At 68.9% G+C, this 18,350-nt stretch carries 18 protein-coding genes; 11 read left to right on the forward strand and 7 right to left on the reverse strand.

What is annotated here, in order from left to right; translation table 11 throughout:
• Positions 1-3: 3 nt before the first annotated feature.
• From E5S69_RS03965 to E5S69_RS03990, 6 genes are all read left to right on the forward strand, one after another.
• Complete coding sequence (locus E5S69_RS03965) at positions 4-630, forward strand: LolA-related protein (RefSeq protein WP_171513688.1); 627 nt, start codon at positions 4-6, stop codon at positions 628-630.
• Positions 627-3,032: an MMPL family transporter gene (locus tag E5S69_RS03970; RefSeq protein ID WP_171513689.1), complete on the forward strand. Its 2,406-nt coding sequence runs from the start codon at positions 627-629 to the stop codon at positions 3,030-3,032. Before E5S69_RS03965 ends, E5S69_RS03970 begins: the two co-directional genes overlap by 4 nt.
• On the forward strand, positions 3,029-3,877 hold the full coding sequence (locus tag E5S69_RS03975) for a polysaccharide deacetylase family protein (protein WP_171513690.1): 849 nt from the start codon (positions 3,029-3,031) through the stop codon (positions 3,875-3,877). The genes E5S69_RS03970 and E5S69_RS03975 overlap by 4 nt, the downstream gene beginning before the upstream one ends.
• Positions 3,878-3,941: 64 nt before the next feature.
• A complete protein-coding gene (locus tag E5S69_RS03980) occupies positions 3,942-5,144 on the forward strand; it encodes a beta-ketoacyl-ACP synthase (protein ID WP_171513691.1) in 1,203 nt (400 codons plus the stop codon).
• Between the two features lie 9 nt (positions 5,145-5,153).
• Positions 5,154-5,966 carry a beta-ketoacyl synthase chain length factor gene (locus E5S69_RS03985; protein WP_171513692.1) on the forward strand — a complete coding sequence of 271 codons (813 nt, stop codon included), beginning with the start codon at positions 5,154-5,156 and terminating at the stop codon, positions 5,964-5,966.
• Entirely contained in the window at positions 5,959-6,438 is a 480-nt protein-coding gene (locus E5S69_RS03990) for a hotdog family protein (protein ID WP_171513693.1), read from the forward strand. Before E5S69_RS03985 ends, E5S69_RS03990 begins: the two co-directional genes overlap by 8 nt.
• A gap of 24 nt (positions 6,439-6,462) precedes the next feature.
• On the opposite strand, the gene fahA is transcribed toward E5S69_RS03990, so the two are convergent.
• The 3 genes from fahA to E5S69_RS04005 all read right to left on the reverse strand — a co-directional run bounded on the left by fahA (position 6,463) and on the right by E5S69_RS04005 (position 9,965).
• The gene (gene fahA / locus E5S69_RS03995; protein ID WP_171513694.1) at positions 6,463-7,725 is read right to left on the reverse strand and encodes a fumarylacetoacetase; all 1,263 of its coding nucleotides are present in this window, start codon (positions 7,723-7,725) and stop codon (positions 6,463-6,465) included.
• A 128-nt stretch (positions 7,726-7,853) separates the two neighbouring features.
• Entirely contained in the window at positions 7,854-9,173 is a 1,320-nt protein-coding gene (hmgA, locus tag E5S69_RS04000) for a homogentisate 1,2-dioxygenase (RefSeq protein WP_171513695.1), read from the reverse strand.
• 405 nt (positions 9,174-9,578) lie between these two features.
• On the reverse strand, positions 9,579-9,965 hold the full coding sequence (locus E5S69_RS04005) for a helix-turn-helix domain-containing protein (protein WP_171513696.1): 387 nt from the start codon (positions 9,963-9,965) through the stop codon (positions 9,579-9,581).
• Positions 9,966-10,304: 339 nt separating this feature from the next.
• Between E5S69_RS04005 and E5S69_RS04010 the strand changes: the two genes are divergently transcribed.
• The 3 genes from E5S69_RS04010 to E5S69_RS04020 all read left to right on the forward strand — a co-directional run bounded on the left by E5S69_RS04010 (position 10,305) and on the right by E5S69_RS04020 (position 12,445).
• Positions 10,305-10,919 carry a TetR/AcrR family transcriptional regulator gene (locus E5S69_RS04010; RefSeq protein ID WP_171513697.1) on the forward strand — a complete coding sequence of 205 codons (615 nt, stop codon included), beginning with the start codon at positions 10,305-10,307 and terminating at the stop codon, positions 10,917-10,919.
• A 165-nt stretch (positions 10,920-11,084) separates the two neighbouring features.
• Positions 11,085-12,104: an alpha/beta fold hydrolase gene (locus E5S69_RS04015; protein WP_336510564.1), complete on the forward strand. Its 1,020-nt coding sequence runs from the start codon at positions 11,085-11,087 to the stop codon at positions 12,102-12,104.
• A gap of 35 nt (positions 12,105-12,139) precedes the next feature.
• Positions 12,140-12,445 (forward strand): DUF2917 domain-containing protein, encoded by a 306-nt coding sequence (locus tag E5S69_RS04020; RefSeq protein ID WP_236901191.1) that lies wholly within the window; start codon positions 12,140-12,142, stop codon positions 12,443-12,445.
• Positions 12,446-12,599: 154 nt separating this feature from the next.
• Here the strand turns inward: E5S69_RS04020 and aliA are convergent, their stop codons facing one another.
• From aliA to badH, 4 genes are read right to left on the reverse strand one after another with little or no spacing between them, the layout of a single operon-like run.
• Complete coding sequence (gene aliA, locus E5S69_RS04025) at positions 12,600-14,243, reverse strand: cyclohexanecarboxylate-CoA ligase (RefSeq protein WP_171513700.1); 1,644 nt, start codon at positions 14,241-14,243, stop codon at positions 12,600-12,602.
• Positions 14,244-14,293: 50 nt separating this feature from the next.
• A complete protein-coding gene (gene aliB / locus E5S69_RS04030; protein WP_171513701.1) occupies positions 14,294-15,445 on the reverse strand; it encodes a cyclohexanecarboxyl-CoA dehydrogenase in 1,152 nt (383 codons plus the stop codon).
• Between the two features lie 12 nt (positions 15,446-15,457).
• On the reverse strand, positions 15,458-16,240 hold the full coding sequence (gene badI, locus E5S69_RS04035) for a 2-ketocyclohexanecarboxyl-CoA hydrolase (protein ID WP_171513702.1): 783 nt from the start codon (positions 16,238-16,240) through the stop codon (positions 15,458-15,460).
• A 30-nt stretch (positions 16,241-16,270) separates the two neighbouring features.
• Positions 16,271-17,038: a 2-hydroxycyclohexanecarboxyl-CoA dehydrogenase gene (badH, locus tag E5S69_RS04040; RefSeq protein ID WP_171513703.1), complete on the reverse strand. Its 768-nt coding sequence runs from the start codon at positions 17,036-17,038 to the stop codon at positions 16,271-16,273.
• A 138-nt stretch (positions 17,039-17,176) separates the two neighbouring features.
• Between badH and E5S69_RS04045 the strand changes: the two genes are divergently transcribed.
• Both E5S69_RS04045 and E5S69_RS04050 read left to right on the forward strand, forming a co-directional pair.
• Positions 17,177-17,698, forward strand: coding sequence for a MarR family winged helix-turn-helix transcriptional regulator (locus E5S69_RS04045; RefSeq protein WP_171513704.1), 522 nt, complete (start codon positions 17,177-17,179; stop codon positions 17,696-17,698).
• 236 nt (positions 17,699-17,934) lie between these two features.
• Positions 17,935-18,228 (forward strand): GYD domain-containing protein, encoded by a 294-nt coding sequence (locus E5S69_RS04050; protein WP_171513705.1) that lies wholly within the window; start codon positions 17,935-17,937, stop codon positions 18,226-18,228.
• Positions 18,229-18,350: the final 122 nt, after the last annotated feature.

The raw sequence follows: 18,350 nt of genomic DNA on the forward strand, positions 1-18,350 counted from the left end.
CTGATGTTTTTCTCCGCGCGTCCTTTCCGCTATCCGCTGTCGACCCTGCTGGCAAGCGCCATGCTTGCGCTGGCGCCGCTGGCTGGCGCGGCCGCACCCGCTGCGCCCACAACTTCCGCCGCGTTCGGTGTCGACCAGCTGATGTCCACGCTGGCGCAGCGCAAGTCCGGGCGCGTGCGGTTTACCGAGACCAAGTACCTGGCGCTGCTCGACAAGCCGGTGCATTCCTCGGGCGAGCTCCGCTTCACCGCGCCCGACCACCTGGAAAAGCGCACGCTCTCGCCCCGGGCGGAAAACCTGGTGCTGGACGGCGACATGCTGACCGTCGAGCGCGACGGCAAGCGCTACACCATGCCGCTGCAGAACTACCCCGAGATCGCCGCCTTTATCGAAAGCATCCGTGCCACGCTGGCCGGCAACCGCGATACGCTGGAGCGCTACTACGAGCTCGGCGTAGAGGGCCGTGCCAGCCGCTGGACGCTGACGCTGACGCCGGCGGACTCGCGCATGGCCGCGGCGGTCAGCCAGGTGCGCATCGAAGGCAGGCAGGACGTGCTGGACCAGATCGAGATCCGCCAGGCCGACGGTGACCGCTCGGTGATGAAGATCGGGCCGGCCGCGAACCGATGAGCGCGGCACCGCGCCGCCTGGCGCTGGCGTTGTGGGTGCTGGCGCTGCTGGCCTGCGCCGCTGTCGTCAGCCGCACCACCTTCACCGCCGACCTCTCCGCCTTCCTGCCGCGGCTGCCCAGCGCCGAGCAGCAGTTGCTGGTGAACCAGCTGCGCGACGGGCTGGTCTCGCGCCTGATCCTGGTCGGCATCGAAGGCGGCGACGCCGACAGCCGGGCCCGGATCGCGCGCGCGATGGCGGCGCAACTGCGCGCCGACCGCCGCTTCGCGTCGGTGCAGAACGGCGAGCCGATCAACCAGGCGGCAGACCGCGAGTACGTCTTCGCCCACCGCTACCTGCTCAGCCCCGCGGTCACGCCGGAGCGTTTCAGCGAACGCGGGCTTGCCCAGGCGGTGAACGATTCGTTCGCGCTGCTGGCCTCCTCCGCCGGGCTCTTCACCAAGTCATTGCTGCCGCGCGATCCCACCGGCGAGGTCGCGGCGATGCTGGCGCAGCTCGATGCCGGCCAGCGCGTGCCGATGCATGCGGGGGCGTGGGCCTCGCGCGACGGCAAGCGCGCGCTGTTGCTGGCGCAGACGGCCAGCGCAGGCTCGGATACGGATGCGCAGGCACAGGCGATCGCCGCCGTGCGGGAAGCATTTGCCCGCGCCGCAGCGGCCGGTCCGTACCAACTGGTGATGACGGGTCCCGGCGTGTTCTCGGTCAAGGCGCGCGACACCATCCGGCACGATGTCGAGCGGCTCTCGACCATCGGCCTGGCCATCATCGTCACGCTGCTGCTGGCGGTGTACCGATCGGTGCCGTTGCTGGTGCTGGGGCTGGTGCCTGTGCTGAGCGGCGCGCTGGCCGGCATCGCCGCGGTCAGCCTGGGTTTCGGTGGCTCGGTGCATGGCCTGACGCTCGGCTTTGGCACCACGCTGATCGGCGAGGCCGTCGACTATTCGATCTACCTGTTCGTGCAGTCCGCGCAGTACACGCGCAATGGGCAGCGCGACGAACGCGCCTGGCTGGGCGGCTTCTGGCCAACGGTGCGCCTGGGCGTGCTGACTTCGGTCTGCGGCTTTGCCTCGCTGCTGCTGTCGGGCTTCCCGGGACTGGCGCAATTGGGCCTGTATTCGATCGCCGGGCTTGCCACCGCGGCTTTGGTCACCCGCTTCGTGCTGCCGCAGCTGGTGCCGGCCACGCTGCACCTGCGCGACGTCGCGCCACTGGGCCGCAAGCTGCAATGGCTGGCGGTGCGCGCGCACCGGCTGCGCTGGGTGGTTCTGCTGCTGGTGGTGGGCGCCTGCGTGGCGCTGGCCTTGCACCGCGGCACGCTGTGGGGCCGGGAACTGCAGGCGCTGAGCCCGGTATCGGCGAGCGACCAGGCCCTCGATACGTCGCTGCGCGAGAACCTGGGCGCACCGGACGTGCGCTACCTGGTGGTGGTGTCGGGGCCGGACCAGGAATCCGTGCTGCAGGGCGCCGAGCGCGTGGCGCATGAGCTGGAAACGCTGGTGGCGCAGAACTTCATCGGCGGCTACGAGAGTCCGGCGCGCTACCTGCCCAGCGCGGCCACCCAGCGCGAACGCCAGGCCAGCCTGCCGCCGCCCGACGTGCTGGCGCAGCGGCTGCATGCCGCCATCGCCACCCAGCCGGTGCGCGCGTCGCTGTTCGCGCCCTTCCTGGCACAGGTCGAAGCGGCCCGCACCGGGCCGCTACTGCAGCGCGAGAGCCTGCGCGGCACCTCGATGGCCCTCGCGGTCGACGCCCTGCTGCTGCAGCGCGACGGCCGCTGGAGCGCCACGCTGCCGCTGCGCGCGCCGGTGCACGCGCCGCAAGAAGCCGGCGCCGCCGACGGCGTAGACAGCGCCGGGGTGCGGGCCGCCATCCAGCGGGCCGGCGTGCCCGATACCCTGTTCGTCGATCTGAAAGGCGAATCGGACCGGCTCTATGCCGGCTATCTGCGCGAGGCCATGCTGCTGTCACTGTGCGGGCTGCTGGCGATCATCGCCCTGCTGGCGGTGGCGCTGCGCTCACCGCGGCGGGTGCTGGCCACGGTGCTGCCGCTGGCCGCCGCGGCGGTGGTGGTGCTGGGCGGGCTGGCGGCGCTGGGCCAGCCGCTGACGCTGCTGCACCTGGTGGGCCTGTTGCTGCTGGCCGCGGTCGGTTCCAACTACGCACTATTCTTTAATGGCCCGGCAGCGGACGGCCGGGTGGCCGGCGCTTCACCGCACACGCTGGTGTCGCTGCTGCTGGCCAACCTGACCACGGTTGCCGCGTTCGGCCTGCTGGCGCTGTCGAGCTTGCCGCTGCTGCAGGCGTTTGGCCTGACAGTCGGTCCCGGCGCCGTGCTGGCTCTGTGGTTTTCGGCCATCCTTGCGCCCGCCTCAGCACCGGGGAAGGCCGGGAGCGCAACATGAAACCGCTATCCGCACCGGGCGTAGCCATGCCCGAAGCTTGCCCCAGCCGACCATGGCGGCCAAGCCCCATGCTCTATGGTGCCGCCGCCGTGCATGTGGGTGCCATCGGCGCGATGCTCGCTTATCCGCAGAGCCTGGGCTGGGCCCTCGGTGGCATCGGCGCAACCCATGCGGCAATGTGCGCGGCTGGCCTGTGGCCGCGCAGCACCTGGCTCGGCCCCAACCTGCTGCGCTTGCCGCCATCGGCCGAAGGCTGCGTGGCGCTGACTTTCGACGACGGCCCCAACCCGGCGTTGACGCCGCGGGTACTCGACCTGCTCGACCAGCACGGCGCCAGCGCGACGTTTTTCTGCATCGGCCAGCGCGCCGCGGCGCATCCCGAGCTGGTGCGCGAGATCGTGCGCCGCGGCCACGCCGTGGAAAACCACAGCATGTCCCACCGGATGTACTTTTCCACGTTCGGGCCCGGCCGCATGCAGCGCGATATCGCCGCCGCGCAGCAGGTGCTGGCGGATATCACCGGCCAGGCGCCGCGCTTCTTCCGCGCCCCGGCGGGGCTGCGCAATCCCTTCCTGGAGCCGGTGCTGTGCCGGCTCGGGCTGCAACTGGCGGCCTGGACCCGGCGCGGCTTCGATACCCGCAGCGGCAACAATGCCGCGCGCGTGGCGCGGCGCCTTGCCGGCGGGCTGGCCGCGCGCGACATCCTGCTGCTGCATGACGGCAACCCCGGCCTGGACCCTGCCGGCCACCCCCACTGCACCACCGTGCTGCCGGGCCTGCTTGACGCCATCGACCGTGCCGGACTGCGCTGCGTGACGCTGCGCTCGGCGGTGCCGGCAGCCTGAGTCCGGCGGCTTGTTACAATTGACGCTGCTTTCCGAGAATCCTTCCATTCGCCTCATCCAAGCCGTGTCCCCGCTCCTGTTATCGCATTTCACGGCCACCAGCTGCCTCGGCGCCGGCATCGCCGCCACGCTGGCGGCGCTGCGCGCGCAGCGCGGCGGCCTGGCGCCCTGCCGCTTCGGCGACGTCGCGCTCGACACCTACGTCGGCGAAGTGGCCGGCCTCGATGCCGTCACGCTGCCGGGCGGCCTGGCGGAGTTCGACTGCCGCAACAACCGGCTGGCGCTGCTGGCCCTGGAGCAGGACGACTTTGCCGCACGGGTGCGCGAGGCAGCGGCACGCTACGGCAGCCACCGCATCGGTGTCTTTCTCGGCACCAGCACCGCGGGCGTGCTACAGACGGAACTGGGCTACCGCCAGCGCGATCCGGCCAGCGGCGCGCTGCCGCCGGACTTCCACTATGGCGGCACGCACAATCCCTATTCGCTGCCGGCGTTCCTGCGGCAGCATCTGGGCCTGTCGGGGCCGGCGGCGGCAGTGTCGTCGGCGTGCTCGTCGGGGGCCAAGGTGTTCAGCTCGGCGCGGCGCCTGCTGGAGGCAGGGCTGATCGATGCGGCCGTGGTCGGCGGCGTCGACTCGCTGTGCCACACCACGCTGTACGGCTTCAATGCGCTGGAGTTGTTGTCGCGCCAGCCGTGCCGCCCCTACGACGTTGCGCGCAACGGCATCTCGATCGGCGAAGGCGCGGTGTTCGGCCTGCTTGAACGCGTGACCGGGACGGTGGCGGACGATGCCATCCTGCTCGCAGGCATCGGCGAATCGAGCGACGCCCACCATATGTCGACGCCACACCCGGAAGGGCTCGGCGCGCGCATGGCGATGGCGCAGGCGCTGGCCGGCGCGGGCATCGCGCCGGCGCAGGTCGGCTACGTCAACCTGCACGGCACCGCCACGCGCAGCAACGACGCCGCCGAAGCCCTGGCCATGGCTGCGGTACTGCCGGGCACGCCATGCAGCTCGACCAAGGGCGCCACCGGCCATGCGCTGGGCGCGGCCGGCGCGCTCGAGGCGGTGATCTGCGCGCTGGCGCTGCGCCACGGCCTGGTGCCGGCCGGCATCAATACCACGCAGGTAGACCCCGCGCTCAACGTGAACTACCAGCTCGCCAACCGGGACACGCCGTTGGGCTACGCGATGAGCAATGCGTTCGGCTTCGGCGGATCCAACTGCAGCCTGCTGTTCGCCCGTGCGGACGCGGTTGCTCACTGAGCCAGCGCCATGCCGCACCCTGTCTATATCGAAAGCATCGGCCTGCTCGGCCCCGGACTGAACAGCTGGCAGCAAGCCAGCGCCGTGCTCGCGGGGCGCACGCCCTATGCGTACTCTGCCACCGAGCTGCCGCTGCCCGCGGGCCTGCCCCCGGCCGAGCGCCGCCGCACCGGCCCCACCGTCCGGCTGGCGCTGGGCGTGGGCCAGCAGGCGGTGGCGGCCAGTGGCTGCGATGCCGCGCAACTGCCGACAATCTTTACCTCGTCCAGCAGCGATGGCCACAACTTCCACGCCATCTGCGAAGGACTGGCACAGCCTGAGCCGCTGATGTCGCCCACGCGCTTCCACAACTCGGTGCACAACGCGACCGCCGGCTACTGGTCGATCGCCGCCGGCGCGATGCGCGCGTCGAACGTGCTGTGCGCGATGGACGGCAGCCTTGGCGCGGGGCTGCTGGAAGGCGTGCTGCAGGTTGGCGCCGATGCGGAGCCCTGCCTGCTGATCGCTTATGACACCGGCTACCCGGAGCCGCTGCACAGTTGCCGGCCGATTCCCGATCCGTTTGGGGTGGCCCTGCTGCTCACGCCACGACCGACCCCGCACTCGCTGGCGCGCATCGCGGTGGCGCTGACGCAGGCGCCCGCCACCGCAATGCCGGACGCCGCGCTGGAAGCGCTGCGCAACTCGGCCCCCGCCGCGCGCGTGCTGCCGCTGCTGGCAGCCATTGCCCGCGGCGAGACCGGCACGGTGGTACTGGAGTATCTGGACACGTTGCGGATTGAAGCCAACGTGGCTGGCCCGGGCAGCCAGGCCCATGCCTGACTGGATCAGGGACCGCGCATGGATCGCGGCGCGCATTCCGCATCAAGGCAGCATGTGCCTGCTTGACGGCGTGGTGGCATGGGATACGGCATCGATCCGCTGCACGGCAGTGAGCCACACGCACCCGGATAATCCGTTGCGCGCGCACGGCCGGCTGGCGGCGGTGTGCGGTATCGAATATGCCGCGCAGGCCATGGCCGTGCATGGCGCCCTGCTGAGCGAGGCCGCGCCAGGCTGCGGCGTGCAGCAGCGCCCGCGAAGGGGCTATCTTGCCAGCGTGCGCAGGCTGGTGCTGCAGGTGGAGCGGCTCGACGACGTCCCGGCGCCGCTGGAGGTCACGGCAGAGCGCATCAGCGGCGAGGGTGCCACCGTGCTCTACGCTTTTGCCGTCAACGCCGCGGGACGTACGCTGCTGTCAGGCCGCGCGACGGTCATACTGGATGCCGCCGCGCTGGGCGATCACACCAACTGAAGCGCCCCGACCGGCGCCCTTGCCTCAGCGCGCCGGCAGGATCTTGCCCGCCACCGTACCGAAGCCGACGCGATAGCCGTCGCCTTGGCAGTAACCGGTCATGATCACCTCATCGCCATCCTGCAGGAAGCCGCGCTGGCTGCCATCAGCCAGCGTCAGCGGCTCGGCGCCGTTGCGGGTCAGCTCCAGCAGGCTGCCGTAAGAGTCCGGCGTGGTGCCGCTGATCGTGCCCGAGCCCATCAGGTCGCCCACGCGCACATTGCAGCCCGACACGGTGTGGTGAGCCAGCTGCTGCGCCATGGTCCAGTACATCGCCTTGAAGTTGGTGCGGCAGATGGTGCTGGGGGCCGCTGCGCCATCGGGCTGCAGCGCGACTTCCAGCGCGATGTCGTAGGCATTCTTGTCCTGCTGCCGCAGGTAGGCCAGTGGCTCGGGCGATTGCGCGGGATTGTCGCGGCGGAACGGCTCGAGCGCCTCCATGGTGACCACCCAGGGCGAGATCGAGGTACCGAAGCCCTTGCTGTTGAACGGCCCCAGCGGCACGTATTCCCATTGCTGGATATCGCGCGCGCTCCAGTCGTTGAGCAGCACCATGCCGAACATATGCGCCGGCGCGTCGGCGGTGCTGACGGGCTCGCCCAGGGCCGAGGCCTTGCCGACGATAAAGCCCATCTCCAGCTCGAAATCCAGCTTGCGGCAGGCGCTGAAGACCGGGCGGGCCTCGTTGGGCAGCTTGATCTGGCCATTGGGGCGATGCAGCGGCGTGCCGCTCACCACCACCGAGCTGGCGCGGCCGTTGTAGCCGATGGGAATTTCCAGCCAGTTCGGCAGCAGCGCATTGTCCGGATCGCGGAACATGCGGCCGACGTTGGTGGCATGCTCCTTCGACGAATAGAAGTCCGTGTAGCCCGGGATTTCGACCGGCAGGTGCAGGGTTGCGGCCGACATCGGCACCAGCGCCTGGTGGCGCAAGGCGGCGTTGTCGCGCAAGGCCGCGTCCGCACCGGACAGCAGCGCCGTCAGGCGCCGGCGCGTCTCGCTCCAGACCGGCTGGCCCAGCGCGATGAAGCGGTTCAGGCTGGCCGCGGCAAAGGTGCCCCGGGCCGCTTCAGGCAGCAGGCCGGCTTGGTCCAGTGCGGCGAGGTCCACGACTTGGTCGCCGATGGCGACGCCGACACGCGGCGTCTGGCCTTGGGTGGAAAACACGCCGTAGGGCAGGTTTTGCAGCGGAAAATGGCTCTTGCCGTCGTTGGCGCTGTCGATCCAGCTGGTTTGGGGGGCGGTCATCGGGTGGCTCCGGGAAATTTGGCCGGCACGGGTGGCGTGCGGGCTTGTGTTGCTGCCCGGCGTCTGCCCCGTCTCCCGTTCTTCCCGGCACAGGGAAGAACAACGGCGGGAGGGCAGACGCCAGCGCTTTAGCGGACGTTCGGGTTGAAATGCTTCTTCAGGCCCTGCCAGCAGGTGTAGTACTCCTGCTGCAGCGAGGCCGATTGCGCGGCGTACGGCGTCGGCCGGAGCACGCCCGGCGTTTCGAACATGAACGCCATGGTGTTTTCGATGTGGTGCGGCGTCGAGGTGTCGGCGACGCTGGCCTTCTCGAAGGTTTCCGCATCGGGACCGTGGCCGCTCATGCAGTTGTGCAGGCTGGCGCCGCCCGGCGCGAAGCCTTCGGCCTTGGCGTCATAGACGCCGGAGATCAGACCCATGAATTCGCTGGCGATATTGCGGTGGAACCAGGGCGGGCGGAATGAGTCCTGCATCGCCAGCCAGCGCGGCCCGAAGATGACGAAGTCGATGGTGTCGACGCCCGGCGTATCCGACGGCGACTGCAGCACCAGGAAGATCGACGGATCCGGATGGTCGAAGCTGATAGAGCCGATGGTGTTGAAGCGGCGCAGATCGTACTTGTACGGCGCGTAGTTGCCGTGCCAGGCCACCACGTCGAGCGGCGAGTGGCCGATATCGGCGCGCCACAGGTTGCCCTGGAACTTGGCCACCAGTTCGAACGCGCCTTCGCGGTCTTCGTAGCTCGCCACCGGCGACAGGAAGTCACGCGGGTTGGCCAGCCCGTTCGAGCCGATCACGCCCAGGTCAGGCAGCCGGAACAGCGCGCCGTAGTTCTCGCAGATATAGCCGCGCGCCTCACCATCGGGCAACTCCACGCGGAAGCGCACGCCACGCGGAATCACTACGATCTCGTGCGGCTCGACTTCCAGGCGGCCCAGTTCGGTCACCATCAGCAGCCTGCCCTGCTGCGGCACGATCAGCATCTCGCCGTCGGCGTTGTAGAAAAAGCGGCCCTGCATCGACCGGTTGGCCAGATACAAATGGATGCCGCAGCCGGTCATTGCTTCCGGGCCGCCATTGCCGGCCATGGTGACGATGCCGTCGATAAAGTCGGTCGGCGCCGACGGCATCGCCGGCGGACTCCAGCGCATCTGGTTCGGCGACGGCGGCACCTGGTCGAAGCGGCTCAGGAAGCGCGACTGCTCGATGTGGGTGAACGGCTGGTGCATCGCTGCAGGGCGAATGCGGTACAGCCACGAGCGACGGTTGTGCGCACGCGGCGCGGTGAACGCCGTGCCCGACAACTGCTCCGCATACAGGCCATAGGGCGCGCGTTGAGGCGAGTTCCGGCCCACCGGCAGCGCGCCGGGCAGTGCCTCGCTGGCAAATTCGTTGGCGAAGCCGGACATATAGCCGTGCTCGGCGAGCTGGGTGTGGGTGAGGTCCATGGTGGGGTCCGCGTCTCCGGAGGGTCATCTGGCGCAGTACGGGCGGCACGGCGCAGTGAATTACGTATTGTGCAATGAATTTACCATATCGTAATCAGCAACGCGGGACGTGTCAAACCGAGGCGGCGAGCGCCGACGAGCAGTGCTCTTGCCGTTGTAGGCAACAAATCAGGAAATTGGCAGAAAGCCGCACGCGCCCGAGGCGCGACTGGCGCAGGGCGGAGCGGCCTGCGAGCGCCGGATCAGGCAGTCAGCCAGCGGCGTCACGGGCGAAAGCCGAAAACGGCTCTGCGGACGAAAGCGGCTCGGCGCGCGCCAGCAGGCACGCGCCGTTGCAGAGGGTGGCCTGGAGGCCAGCCACCGGACCGGCCCGCATCAGCTTGCGGGCGTCCGGCAGAAGGCGGCTCAGACGGGCTTGTGGCCCTCGCCGGTGCCCGGGCCGAAACCGCCGCCCCCTTGCGCCGGGGCCGCGGCCGGTGCCGGCGCACTGCCGGCCGGCTGGCCGGCCATCGAGGCAGCCGTCACGCCGCCATTGCGGCTGGCGATGAAAGCGTTGACGTCGGCGGCAAGGTGCTGCGGGGCCAGCACGACTTCCAGGCCCAGCGCCTCGCAGGCCGCCAGGAAGGTCGACATGCGGGGATCGGCCTGCCCGGATTCTGCCCGGAGGTAGGCTTCCCGTGAAATACCCGCCTTGCGGGCAACGTCCTCCTGCTTGAGCTTGCGCGCGCGGCGCAGCGCCCGCAATTGCCGGAACGGTTCGCTAGCGCCTCTTGGCACGGCTGTACTGTTCATGTCGGTCTCCAGTCACCAATTAAAAAAAGTGCGCGGACGTGCATTCGAGTATAGAGCACGCAAAGCGTTCCGTATGTAACCGCCGAAACACTTTGTGCAGATTTCTTGCTTGCCCGTCATCTTGCGCCGGCATCCGCCGGAAGTGGCCTATCCAGGCGTCGGAAAGTGCCCAACGCCTTCGCGCTGCCTTGACAGTAACGGGGCCCCACAGTTTGCGTTGACGTCACATGCATTAGCTGTATGACGTTATGGCCTCGCGAGCACAACGACGCAAGTCGGGGCAACTACCATGCATCCGGTTTCGTTGACAAACCGACCGGTCGTGCTATTCTTCGCTGCATGCAGAAAGGACACCTCACCCGCAAGGCCATCATCGAGCAGGCGCTCGACGCCGCCGCCAAGGTTGGCTTCGAGCAGTTGTCGCTGGCCACGCTGGCGGCCGACACCAATATGTCCAAGAGCGGGCTGTATGCACACTTCAAGTCCAAGGAGATGCTGCAGCAGGCGGTGCTGGACCTGGCGGTAGAGCGCTTCGGCGAGATCGTGATCCGGCCGGCGATGCGCCAGTCGCGCGGCATGCCGCGATTGCAGGCCCTGTTCGAAGGCTACCTGGAATGGCTGGGCGGCACGGTGACGCAGGGACGGTGCCTGTTTACGGCGCTGGGGCAGGAATACCGCGACCGGCCGGGCTCGATCCGCGACCTGGTGGTGCAGTCGTTGAAGGACTGGCACAGCACCATCGCGCGCGTTGTCGGGGACGCCATCGAAGAAGGCCAGTTCGGGCCGCACGTCGATCCGCGCCAGTTCGCCTTCGAGCTTTCGGGCATTGGCATGGCCTTCCAGCAGTCATTCAAGTTGCTGGGGCGGCAGGATGCGGAAACCATGGCACGGCACGCCTTTACGGCATTGGTCGAGCGCGCCGCGGCAGGCGCGGCCCATCCCGCCAGGACATGATATCGGCGCCGGCGCTACCGCGCCGGCGGGCAGCAAACCGCTCCGGCGGGCTTTTTTTGCACGCAGAAAAGCACGACTGGTCGGTCTTTTAAAAGCGCGAGACGCCTCCGGCCAGCCCGGTTCCGATGACGCCGCGCAATCCAGAATCCAATGGAGGTGCAGGTCGTGACGCAAGCAGTCTCTTCTCCTTCTCCGGTTTCCCGGTCGCCCGCACTTGCGGCCGCGGCAGTGCGTACCACCGATGCGTCGCCCCCCGCCAGCCGCGGCGGTACCTTCGAGCGCGCACTGATGGGCTTGCAGCGCATGCGCTGGCAAGCCAGCAGCGTGCTGATGCCTGCGGCAACGGCACGCAAGCTCGAGCACATCTGGTTCCGCCCGCCGCGGGGGGTGGCCACTTCCGCGGCACGCCACGCGCTGGACCGCGCACGCGCCGACTGGGCCCTGGTTACAGGCCATGGCCCCAGCCGGCGCGTGCGGGTCTACCGCTGGGGCAGTGCCGGGCCGGTGGTACTGCTCGCGCATGGATGGGGCGGCCATGCCGGCCAGTGGCATGCGGTGATCGACGGCCTGCTGGCAGCGGGCATGCGGGTGGTGGCCTTCGATGCGCTCTCGCATGGTGCGTCCGATGCGGGCGCGCGCGGCGCCGCGCAAACTTCCGTGCTGGAGATGTCGCGCTCGCTGCTGGCGACGGCGTGGCATGCTGGCCCGGTTCATGCCGTGGTGGCGCATTCGCTTGGCGGTGCGGCTGCCGCGCTGGCATTGCGCGAAGGCCTGCCGGCACGCGCCGCGATACTGGTTGGCGCGCCCGCCGACATGCACGCGGCGTGCGCGGCGCTGGCGTGGCAACTAGGCGCGTCACCGGCCGTGCTCGGACGCATGCAACGCCGCAGCGAGCGCTGGCTGGGCACGCCATGGTCGGCCTTCAATGTGCCGGACCTGGGCCGCACCCGCCCGGTGCCGCCGACGCTCGTCATCCATGACCGCGACGACAAGGAAGTGCGCTGGGAAGACGGCGCGGCGATCGCCGGCGCCTGGCCGGGCGCGCGGCTGGAGACCACCACGGGCCTGGGCCATCGCCGCATCCTGCGCGATCCCGCCGTGATCCAGCGCATCGCCGGATTCATCCGGCCGCCCTCCGAGCCGCGCCAGAGACCCGTACCGGCCGGCCTGGCGGCCATGGCCTGAGCCAGGAGACCGCCATGTATCTGGTAAGCAACGATATGACCGCCACCCTGCCCGCCCGCAGTTCGTTGCGGCTCGTGGCCGGGACTGGCGAGCAGGTTGCGGTGCGCTGCACCGAAGGCGAACTCTGGCTGATCCGCGATGGCGATCCCAAGGACACGGCGCTGACGCCGAGCGAGTGCTTCACGTTGGCCGATACCGGCTACATCGAGCTGTATGCGATCACCGCCGCCTTCCTGCATGTCACGCGCTGCAAGCCCGCGTGCGCTGCGCATGGCGCCTGGCGGCAGCGGCTATGGCGCTGGCTGGGCGCACGCAGCCACGGCTATGGCGGCGCAGGCTGATAGGCGCAGGCCGTTGCGGTCGCCGCCCTCCGAAGACCCCACCCTGCAAGCTGGCCGCCCACTGCGCAGGCGAACGGGGAGGTTTCATGGCGGTTAATTGCACAATCGAGGTGTTTAAGCCGTGCCTACCGGACGCGCCAGCGCCGACGCGGCCTCAGGCGGATTCACCCACCAGCATCTCGCGCAGCCGGAATTTCTGCACCTTGCCGGCGGGCGTTGACGGCAGCGCCTGCCGCACCACCAGCCTCTCAGGGATGTACTGCAGCGCCATCTTCTGCTGCCTGAGCCAGTCCACCATGCCGTCCATGTCGAATGCGTGCCCCGGCCTGGGCACGACAAAGGCGCACGCGCGTTCGCCCGGCCGCGCATCCGGATAGGCCACGATCGCCACCTGCGCCACCGCGGGGTGCCGATACAGCAGGGTCTCAACCTCCAGCACGGGTATGTTCTCGCCGCCGCGGATGATCACATCCTTGCTGCGGCCGGCGATGCGCAAATACCCCCTTGCATCGCACCGCGCCAGGTCACCGGTGTCGAACCAGCCGGCGGCATCGGTGCCGTTCAGATGCGGGCGCTTCAGGTAGCCGCCGAAATTGGAACAGGCGCGCACCAGCAGCCGGCCGGTCACGCCCACCGGCACGTCTTCATCGGCACCGTCGACGATGCGGATTTCAACCCCGGGCAGCGGGCAACCGTCGGTGGTCGACGCGCGTTCGTCGCCGTCCTCCGGCAGCGTCGTGGTGACGGCGCCGTTCTCGGTCATGCCCCACGCCGATACGATCTTCGCGCCCAGCGCCTGCCGTGCCTGCTCGACCAGCGCACCCGGAATCGGCGCGCCAGCGCACAGAAAGATGCGCAGGCTGGGCACCAGTGCGCCGGACTCCGTCACTACGCGCGCCAGGTCGGTGAGGAAAGGCGTGGAACCCATGGTAAAGGTCACGCCCTCGTCGCGGATCAGCGCCGCGGCGCGCGCGGGGTCCCAGATATCCTGCAGCACCGCATGCGCCCCGAGCACCACCGGCATCAGCAAGCCATACATGAAGCCGGTCTGGTGCGCCATCGGCGAAGCCATTAGCACCACGTCGTCGCCGCCGAGATGCAGCCGGCCGGCATAGGCGACGATATTGGAGAACAGCGTGTTGGCGGTATGCATCACGCCCTTGGGCTCGCCGGTAGTGCCGGAGGTGTAGATCAGCTGCGTGACATCATCCGGCCCCGGTCGGCTGCGCAGCAGGATGGTGGCGGCGTCGGGCGCCTCTTCCCAGCGTGGCCCGCTCAGCAGCGCCTCGAAGCTGTCGTCGCCATCGCCATCCGCCACGACGATGTGCCGCAGCGCGGGCAACGCATCGCGCAAACCCCGCAGCATCCGCGCATGGCCGAAACCGCGGAACACCTCGGGCGCCACCACCACCTTGCTTTGCGCGTGCGCCAGCATGAACGACAGCTCGCGCTCGCGAAAGATCGGCATCACCGGGTTGAACACCGCGCCCAGTCGCGCGCAGGCCAGATACAGCACGCTCAGGTGCCAGCCGTTGGGCAGCTGGCATGAGACCACGTCGCCGGCAACGATGCCGAGGCGGGCAAGGCCCACCGCCACGCGATCGGCCATGCGCGCGAGCTGCTGCCAGGAGAAGCGCGTTACGTGTTGACGGTCGAGGCTGAGCGCGGTCAGCGCGGGCGCGTCGGGGCGGTTGCGCACGCACGCGGCAAGATAATCATTGATGGTACGGTCATGCCAGTGCCCGGCGGCAATGCTGGCAGCACGGCGCGGCGCGATCAGTACGGCGTCGAAATCCATGGCGGTCCCCTCGTTGTTGTGTGCTGCCAGCCGTTGCGGCGGAGCGCGCGTCAGGCCGGTACCGCCTCGCGCCCCGCGCGCGCGCGCGCAATGATGGTCTTCATGATCTGCGCGGTGCCGTCGCCGATCTGGAAACCCAGCACGTCGCGCAGGCGCTGCTCCATCACGCCGCGGTCGTAGCCGCCGTGGCCGAACGACAGCAGGCACTGGTGCACCACGTCATACGCCAGCCTGGGCGCCCACCACTTGCACATCGCGGCTTCGGCGGTATGCGGCAGGCCGCGGTCCTTCAGCCACAGCGTCTGCAAACACAGCAGGCGCGCCCCCTGCACCTGGGTCTCGAAGTCGGCCAGCGGATGCGACACGCCCTGGAACGCTGACAGCGGCTTGCCGAAGGCCTGGCGCTCGGCCACGTAGCGCCAGGTCTCGTCCAGCGCCACCTGCGCCACCGCCAGCACCTGCAGGCCGATCAGCGCGCGCGAGAAATCGAAGCCCTGCATCACCTGCACGAAGCCCTCGCCTTCCTTGCCGAGCAGATGGCTTGCCGGCACGCGCACGTTCTCGAAGAAGATCGAGCCGCGCCCGATGGCGCGCTGGCCATGGCAGTCGAAGCGGTTGCGCGTGATGCCCGGCAGGTCCATCGGCACCAGCATCGCCGAGACGCCGCGCGCCCCCGCCTCGACGGCGCCGCTGCGCGCGAACACCACCGCGGCATCGGCCTGGTCGGCGGCGGAGATCGAAGTCTTCTCGCCATTGAGCACGTAGTCGTCGCCATCGCGCTCCATGCGCAGGCGCAGGCTGGCCGCGTCCGAGCCACCGCGCGGCTCGGTCAGCGCGATCGCCAGCAGCGCTTCGCCGCGCGCAAGGCGCTGCAGCCACGGGCGGGCGATCTCCGGCCGGGCATGGTGTGCCAGGATCTGCCCATTTAGCGAAGCGAGCAGGTTGATATACGAAAGGCTCAGGTCGGCGCGCGCCACCGCTTCGTGGATCACGCCGGCCGCCAGCGAGCCCATGCCCTGCCCGCCATACTGCTCCGGCAACTCGGGCGCGATAAAGCCCATTTCGCCCATCTCGCGCATCAGCGCGCGGTCTAGCACGCGGGTACGGTCGCGCTCCAGGTAGGCGGGCGCGACGCGGGCGTCGGCAAAGCGGCGGGCATGTTCGGCCAACGCCGACAGGTCTTCGTCAAGGTAGGGATTCATGGCCGCCTCCGCTCACTTCGCGTACTTGCGGAAATCCGGCTTGCGCTTTTCCTGGAAGGCGCGCACGCCCTCGCGCGACTCCTCGGTGTCGTAGTAGAGCTTGAGCGCGTACATGCCCATGCCGGCGATGCCGCCCTGATGCGCGGTGTCCATGTTGAACGAGCGCTTGGCGATGGCGATGGCGGTCGGGCTCTTCTCCAGGATCTCGTCGCACCACTTCTGCACTTCGGCGTCGAGCTGCTCGTGCGGCACCACGGCATTGACCAGCCCCATCGCCAAGGCCTCGGCGGCGGGATAGCGGCGGCACAGGTACCAGATCTCGCGCGCCTTCTTCTCGCCAACCACGCGCGCGAGGAAGGCGGTGCCATAGCCTGGGTCGACCGAGCCGACCCGCGGCCCGACCTGCCCGAACACGGCCTTCTCCGAAGCGATGGTGAAATCGCAGATCGTGCACAGCACGTTGCCGCCGCCGATGGCATAGCCCTGCACGCGCGCGATCACCGGCTTGGGCACATCGCGGATGGCGTTATGCAGCTCTTCCATCGGCAGGCCAATGGTGCCGCGGCCGTCGTACTGGCCTTCGTGCGCGGACTGGTCGCCGCCGGTGCAGAAGGCCTTGTCGCCGGCGCCGGCCAGCACGATGGCGCCGATCTCGCGGTCGTAGCCGGCGCGGTTGATGGCGTGGATCAGTTCGTCGCAGGTGCGGCCGCGGAAGGCGTTCATCTTTTCCGGGCGGTTGATGATGATCCAGGCCGCGCCGTTGCGCACTTCATAGCGGATGTCTTCGTATTGCATGGTCGTCTCCGAGGTGTGATTGGCTTGCGCTCAGCCGTGCATGGTCAGTCCGCCCGACACGCTCAGCACTTGTCCGGTGATGAACGCCGCATCGTCGCCGGCGAAGAACAGCACCGCGCCGGGCAGGTCATCGGGCTGGCCGATGCGGCCCAGCGGGATCGAGCGGGTGAAGGCTTCGACCAGCTTGTCGGGGTTGCCCGCGCCCTGCTTGTAGTCCTCGAACAGCGCGGTCTCGGTCGGCCCCGGGCACACCACGTTCACGGTGATGCCGTGGCGCGCATGCTCGCGTGCAATGGTCTTGGAGAACGACACCAGTCCGCCCTTGCACGCGGCGTACACCGCTTCGCCGGAAGAACCCACGCGTGCGGCGTCGGAGGCAATATTGACGATGCGCCCGCGCTTGCGGCTGACCATGCCGGGCAGCACCGCGTGATGCATATGCAGCGCGCCGGTCAGGTTGATGGCGATAAGCCGCTCCCACTGCGCCGGCTCGGTCTTGACGAACGGACGGAACACGTCCCAGCCTGCGTTGTTGACCAGCACGTCGATCGGGCCCAGCTGCTGCTCTACCGCTGCCACCGCCGCGTCGACGCTGGCGCGATCGGTAATGTCGCAGCGCACGGACAGGGCGCGGCCGCCGCCATCGCGGATCCGCGCCGCCACGCGTTCGCCCGCCTCCGGGTTCAGGTCGAGCACGCCCACCGCCGCACCGGCGCGCGCAAAGCGCAAACAGGTTGCGCCGCCGATACCGCCACCACCGCCGGTCACAATGACCGTCTTGCCTTCGAGTCCTTGCACAGCCGTTCTCCTTCGAGGGTTCCAGTGCTATCGTGCCGGCGAAGCAGCCGCCACACGTGCCGTCATATACGTAAATATGTTGACGTATAATAGGTTCGACCGGTGCCGTGCGCAAGGCCTCAATCTTTGGAAACGACCATGGTTAACCCCGAGCAGGGAGGCGATCTCCCCACGAATGCCCGCATGGAACTGGCCAATCGGCTGTTCTTCCGCCTGTACCAATGCGCAAATATGTTGCATAAAACCGGCTCGCGCGCCGTCGAAGCGGAAGGCCTGACCACGCAGCAATGGGCCGTGCTGGGCGCGCTGTCACGCCCCGAAGCCGCCGCCGGCATCAGCGTCGGCGACCTCGCCCGCTATCTGATGGTGAGCCGCCAGAACCTGTCCGGGCTGGTCAGCCGGATGGAACGGGACGGTCACCTGACGCTGGCGCCCGACGGGCGCGACCGCCGCTCGCGGCTGGTGCGGATGAGCGAGACCGGACGCGAGGTCTGGCTGCACCAGGCGCAGCCGAAGATCCGGCAGTACTACGAGCAGGCGCTGGACGGGTTCTCGACCAACGACCTGACGCACACGCTGCATTACCTGCTGAAACTGCTGGACAACATGCGCGCGCTCGATACGCCGGACGGCGGCGACAGCGGCCCGGCACAGGACTGAGGCGGGCCGCTGTTTCATGGCTGATACAAACGGTGCCGCCCGGCATGCCCGGCACGGCGGCATCTCCCGCTCTGCGGCCCCCCACGTCGGCTGGCGCGCGAAATGCATCGGTATGGGGTTGCTCGGAGCCTCCGGTGCTGCGCCGGAAAGCCCTGAACCACTGCCCCGGCTTGCTGCGATGAAAGGCGTGCGCAACCGGGACGGCGTTCGATCGATCCTTTACCGGAGATCCCGCCATGACCCGCTATATCGTGCTAGCCAGCTTCACCGACCAGGGCATCCGCGCCGTCAAGGACACCGCAAAGCGCGCCGTCGCGGTGCGCGAAATGGGCGCACGCTTCGGGGTGCAGATGAAAGACATCTACTGGACCCTGGGCAAATACGACGTCGTGCTGACCGTCGAGGCACAAGATGACGCCAGCATGACCGCGTTCGGCCTGGCGGTCGGCGCGCTTGGCAACGTGCGCACGCAAACGCTGAGGGCGTTCAATGCCGACGAGATCCAGGAGATTCTCGACAAGATGAGTTGAGCCGGCTGCCCGTCCTGAAACACGCCCGTCATGGTTCATGGCGGGCGTTGTCGCTTCTGGCTGGTGGCATGCTTCCTGATTTCCGACGGCCGTGTCAGACGGCGCCCGATATCTCGCCGGCG

This window comes from Cupriavidus necator (assembly GCF_013141915.1).
In the GTDB taxonomy this organism is placed as follows: domain Bacteria; phylum Pseudomonadota; class Gammaproteobacteria; order Burkholderiales; family Burkholderiaceae; genus Cupriavidus; species Cupriavidus necator_B.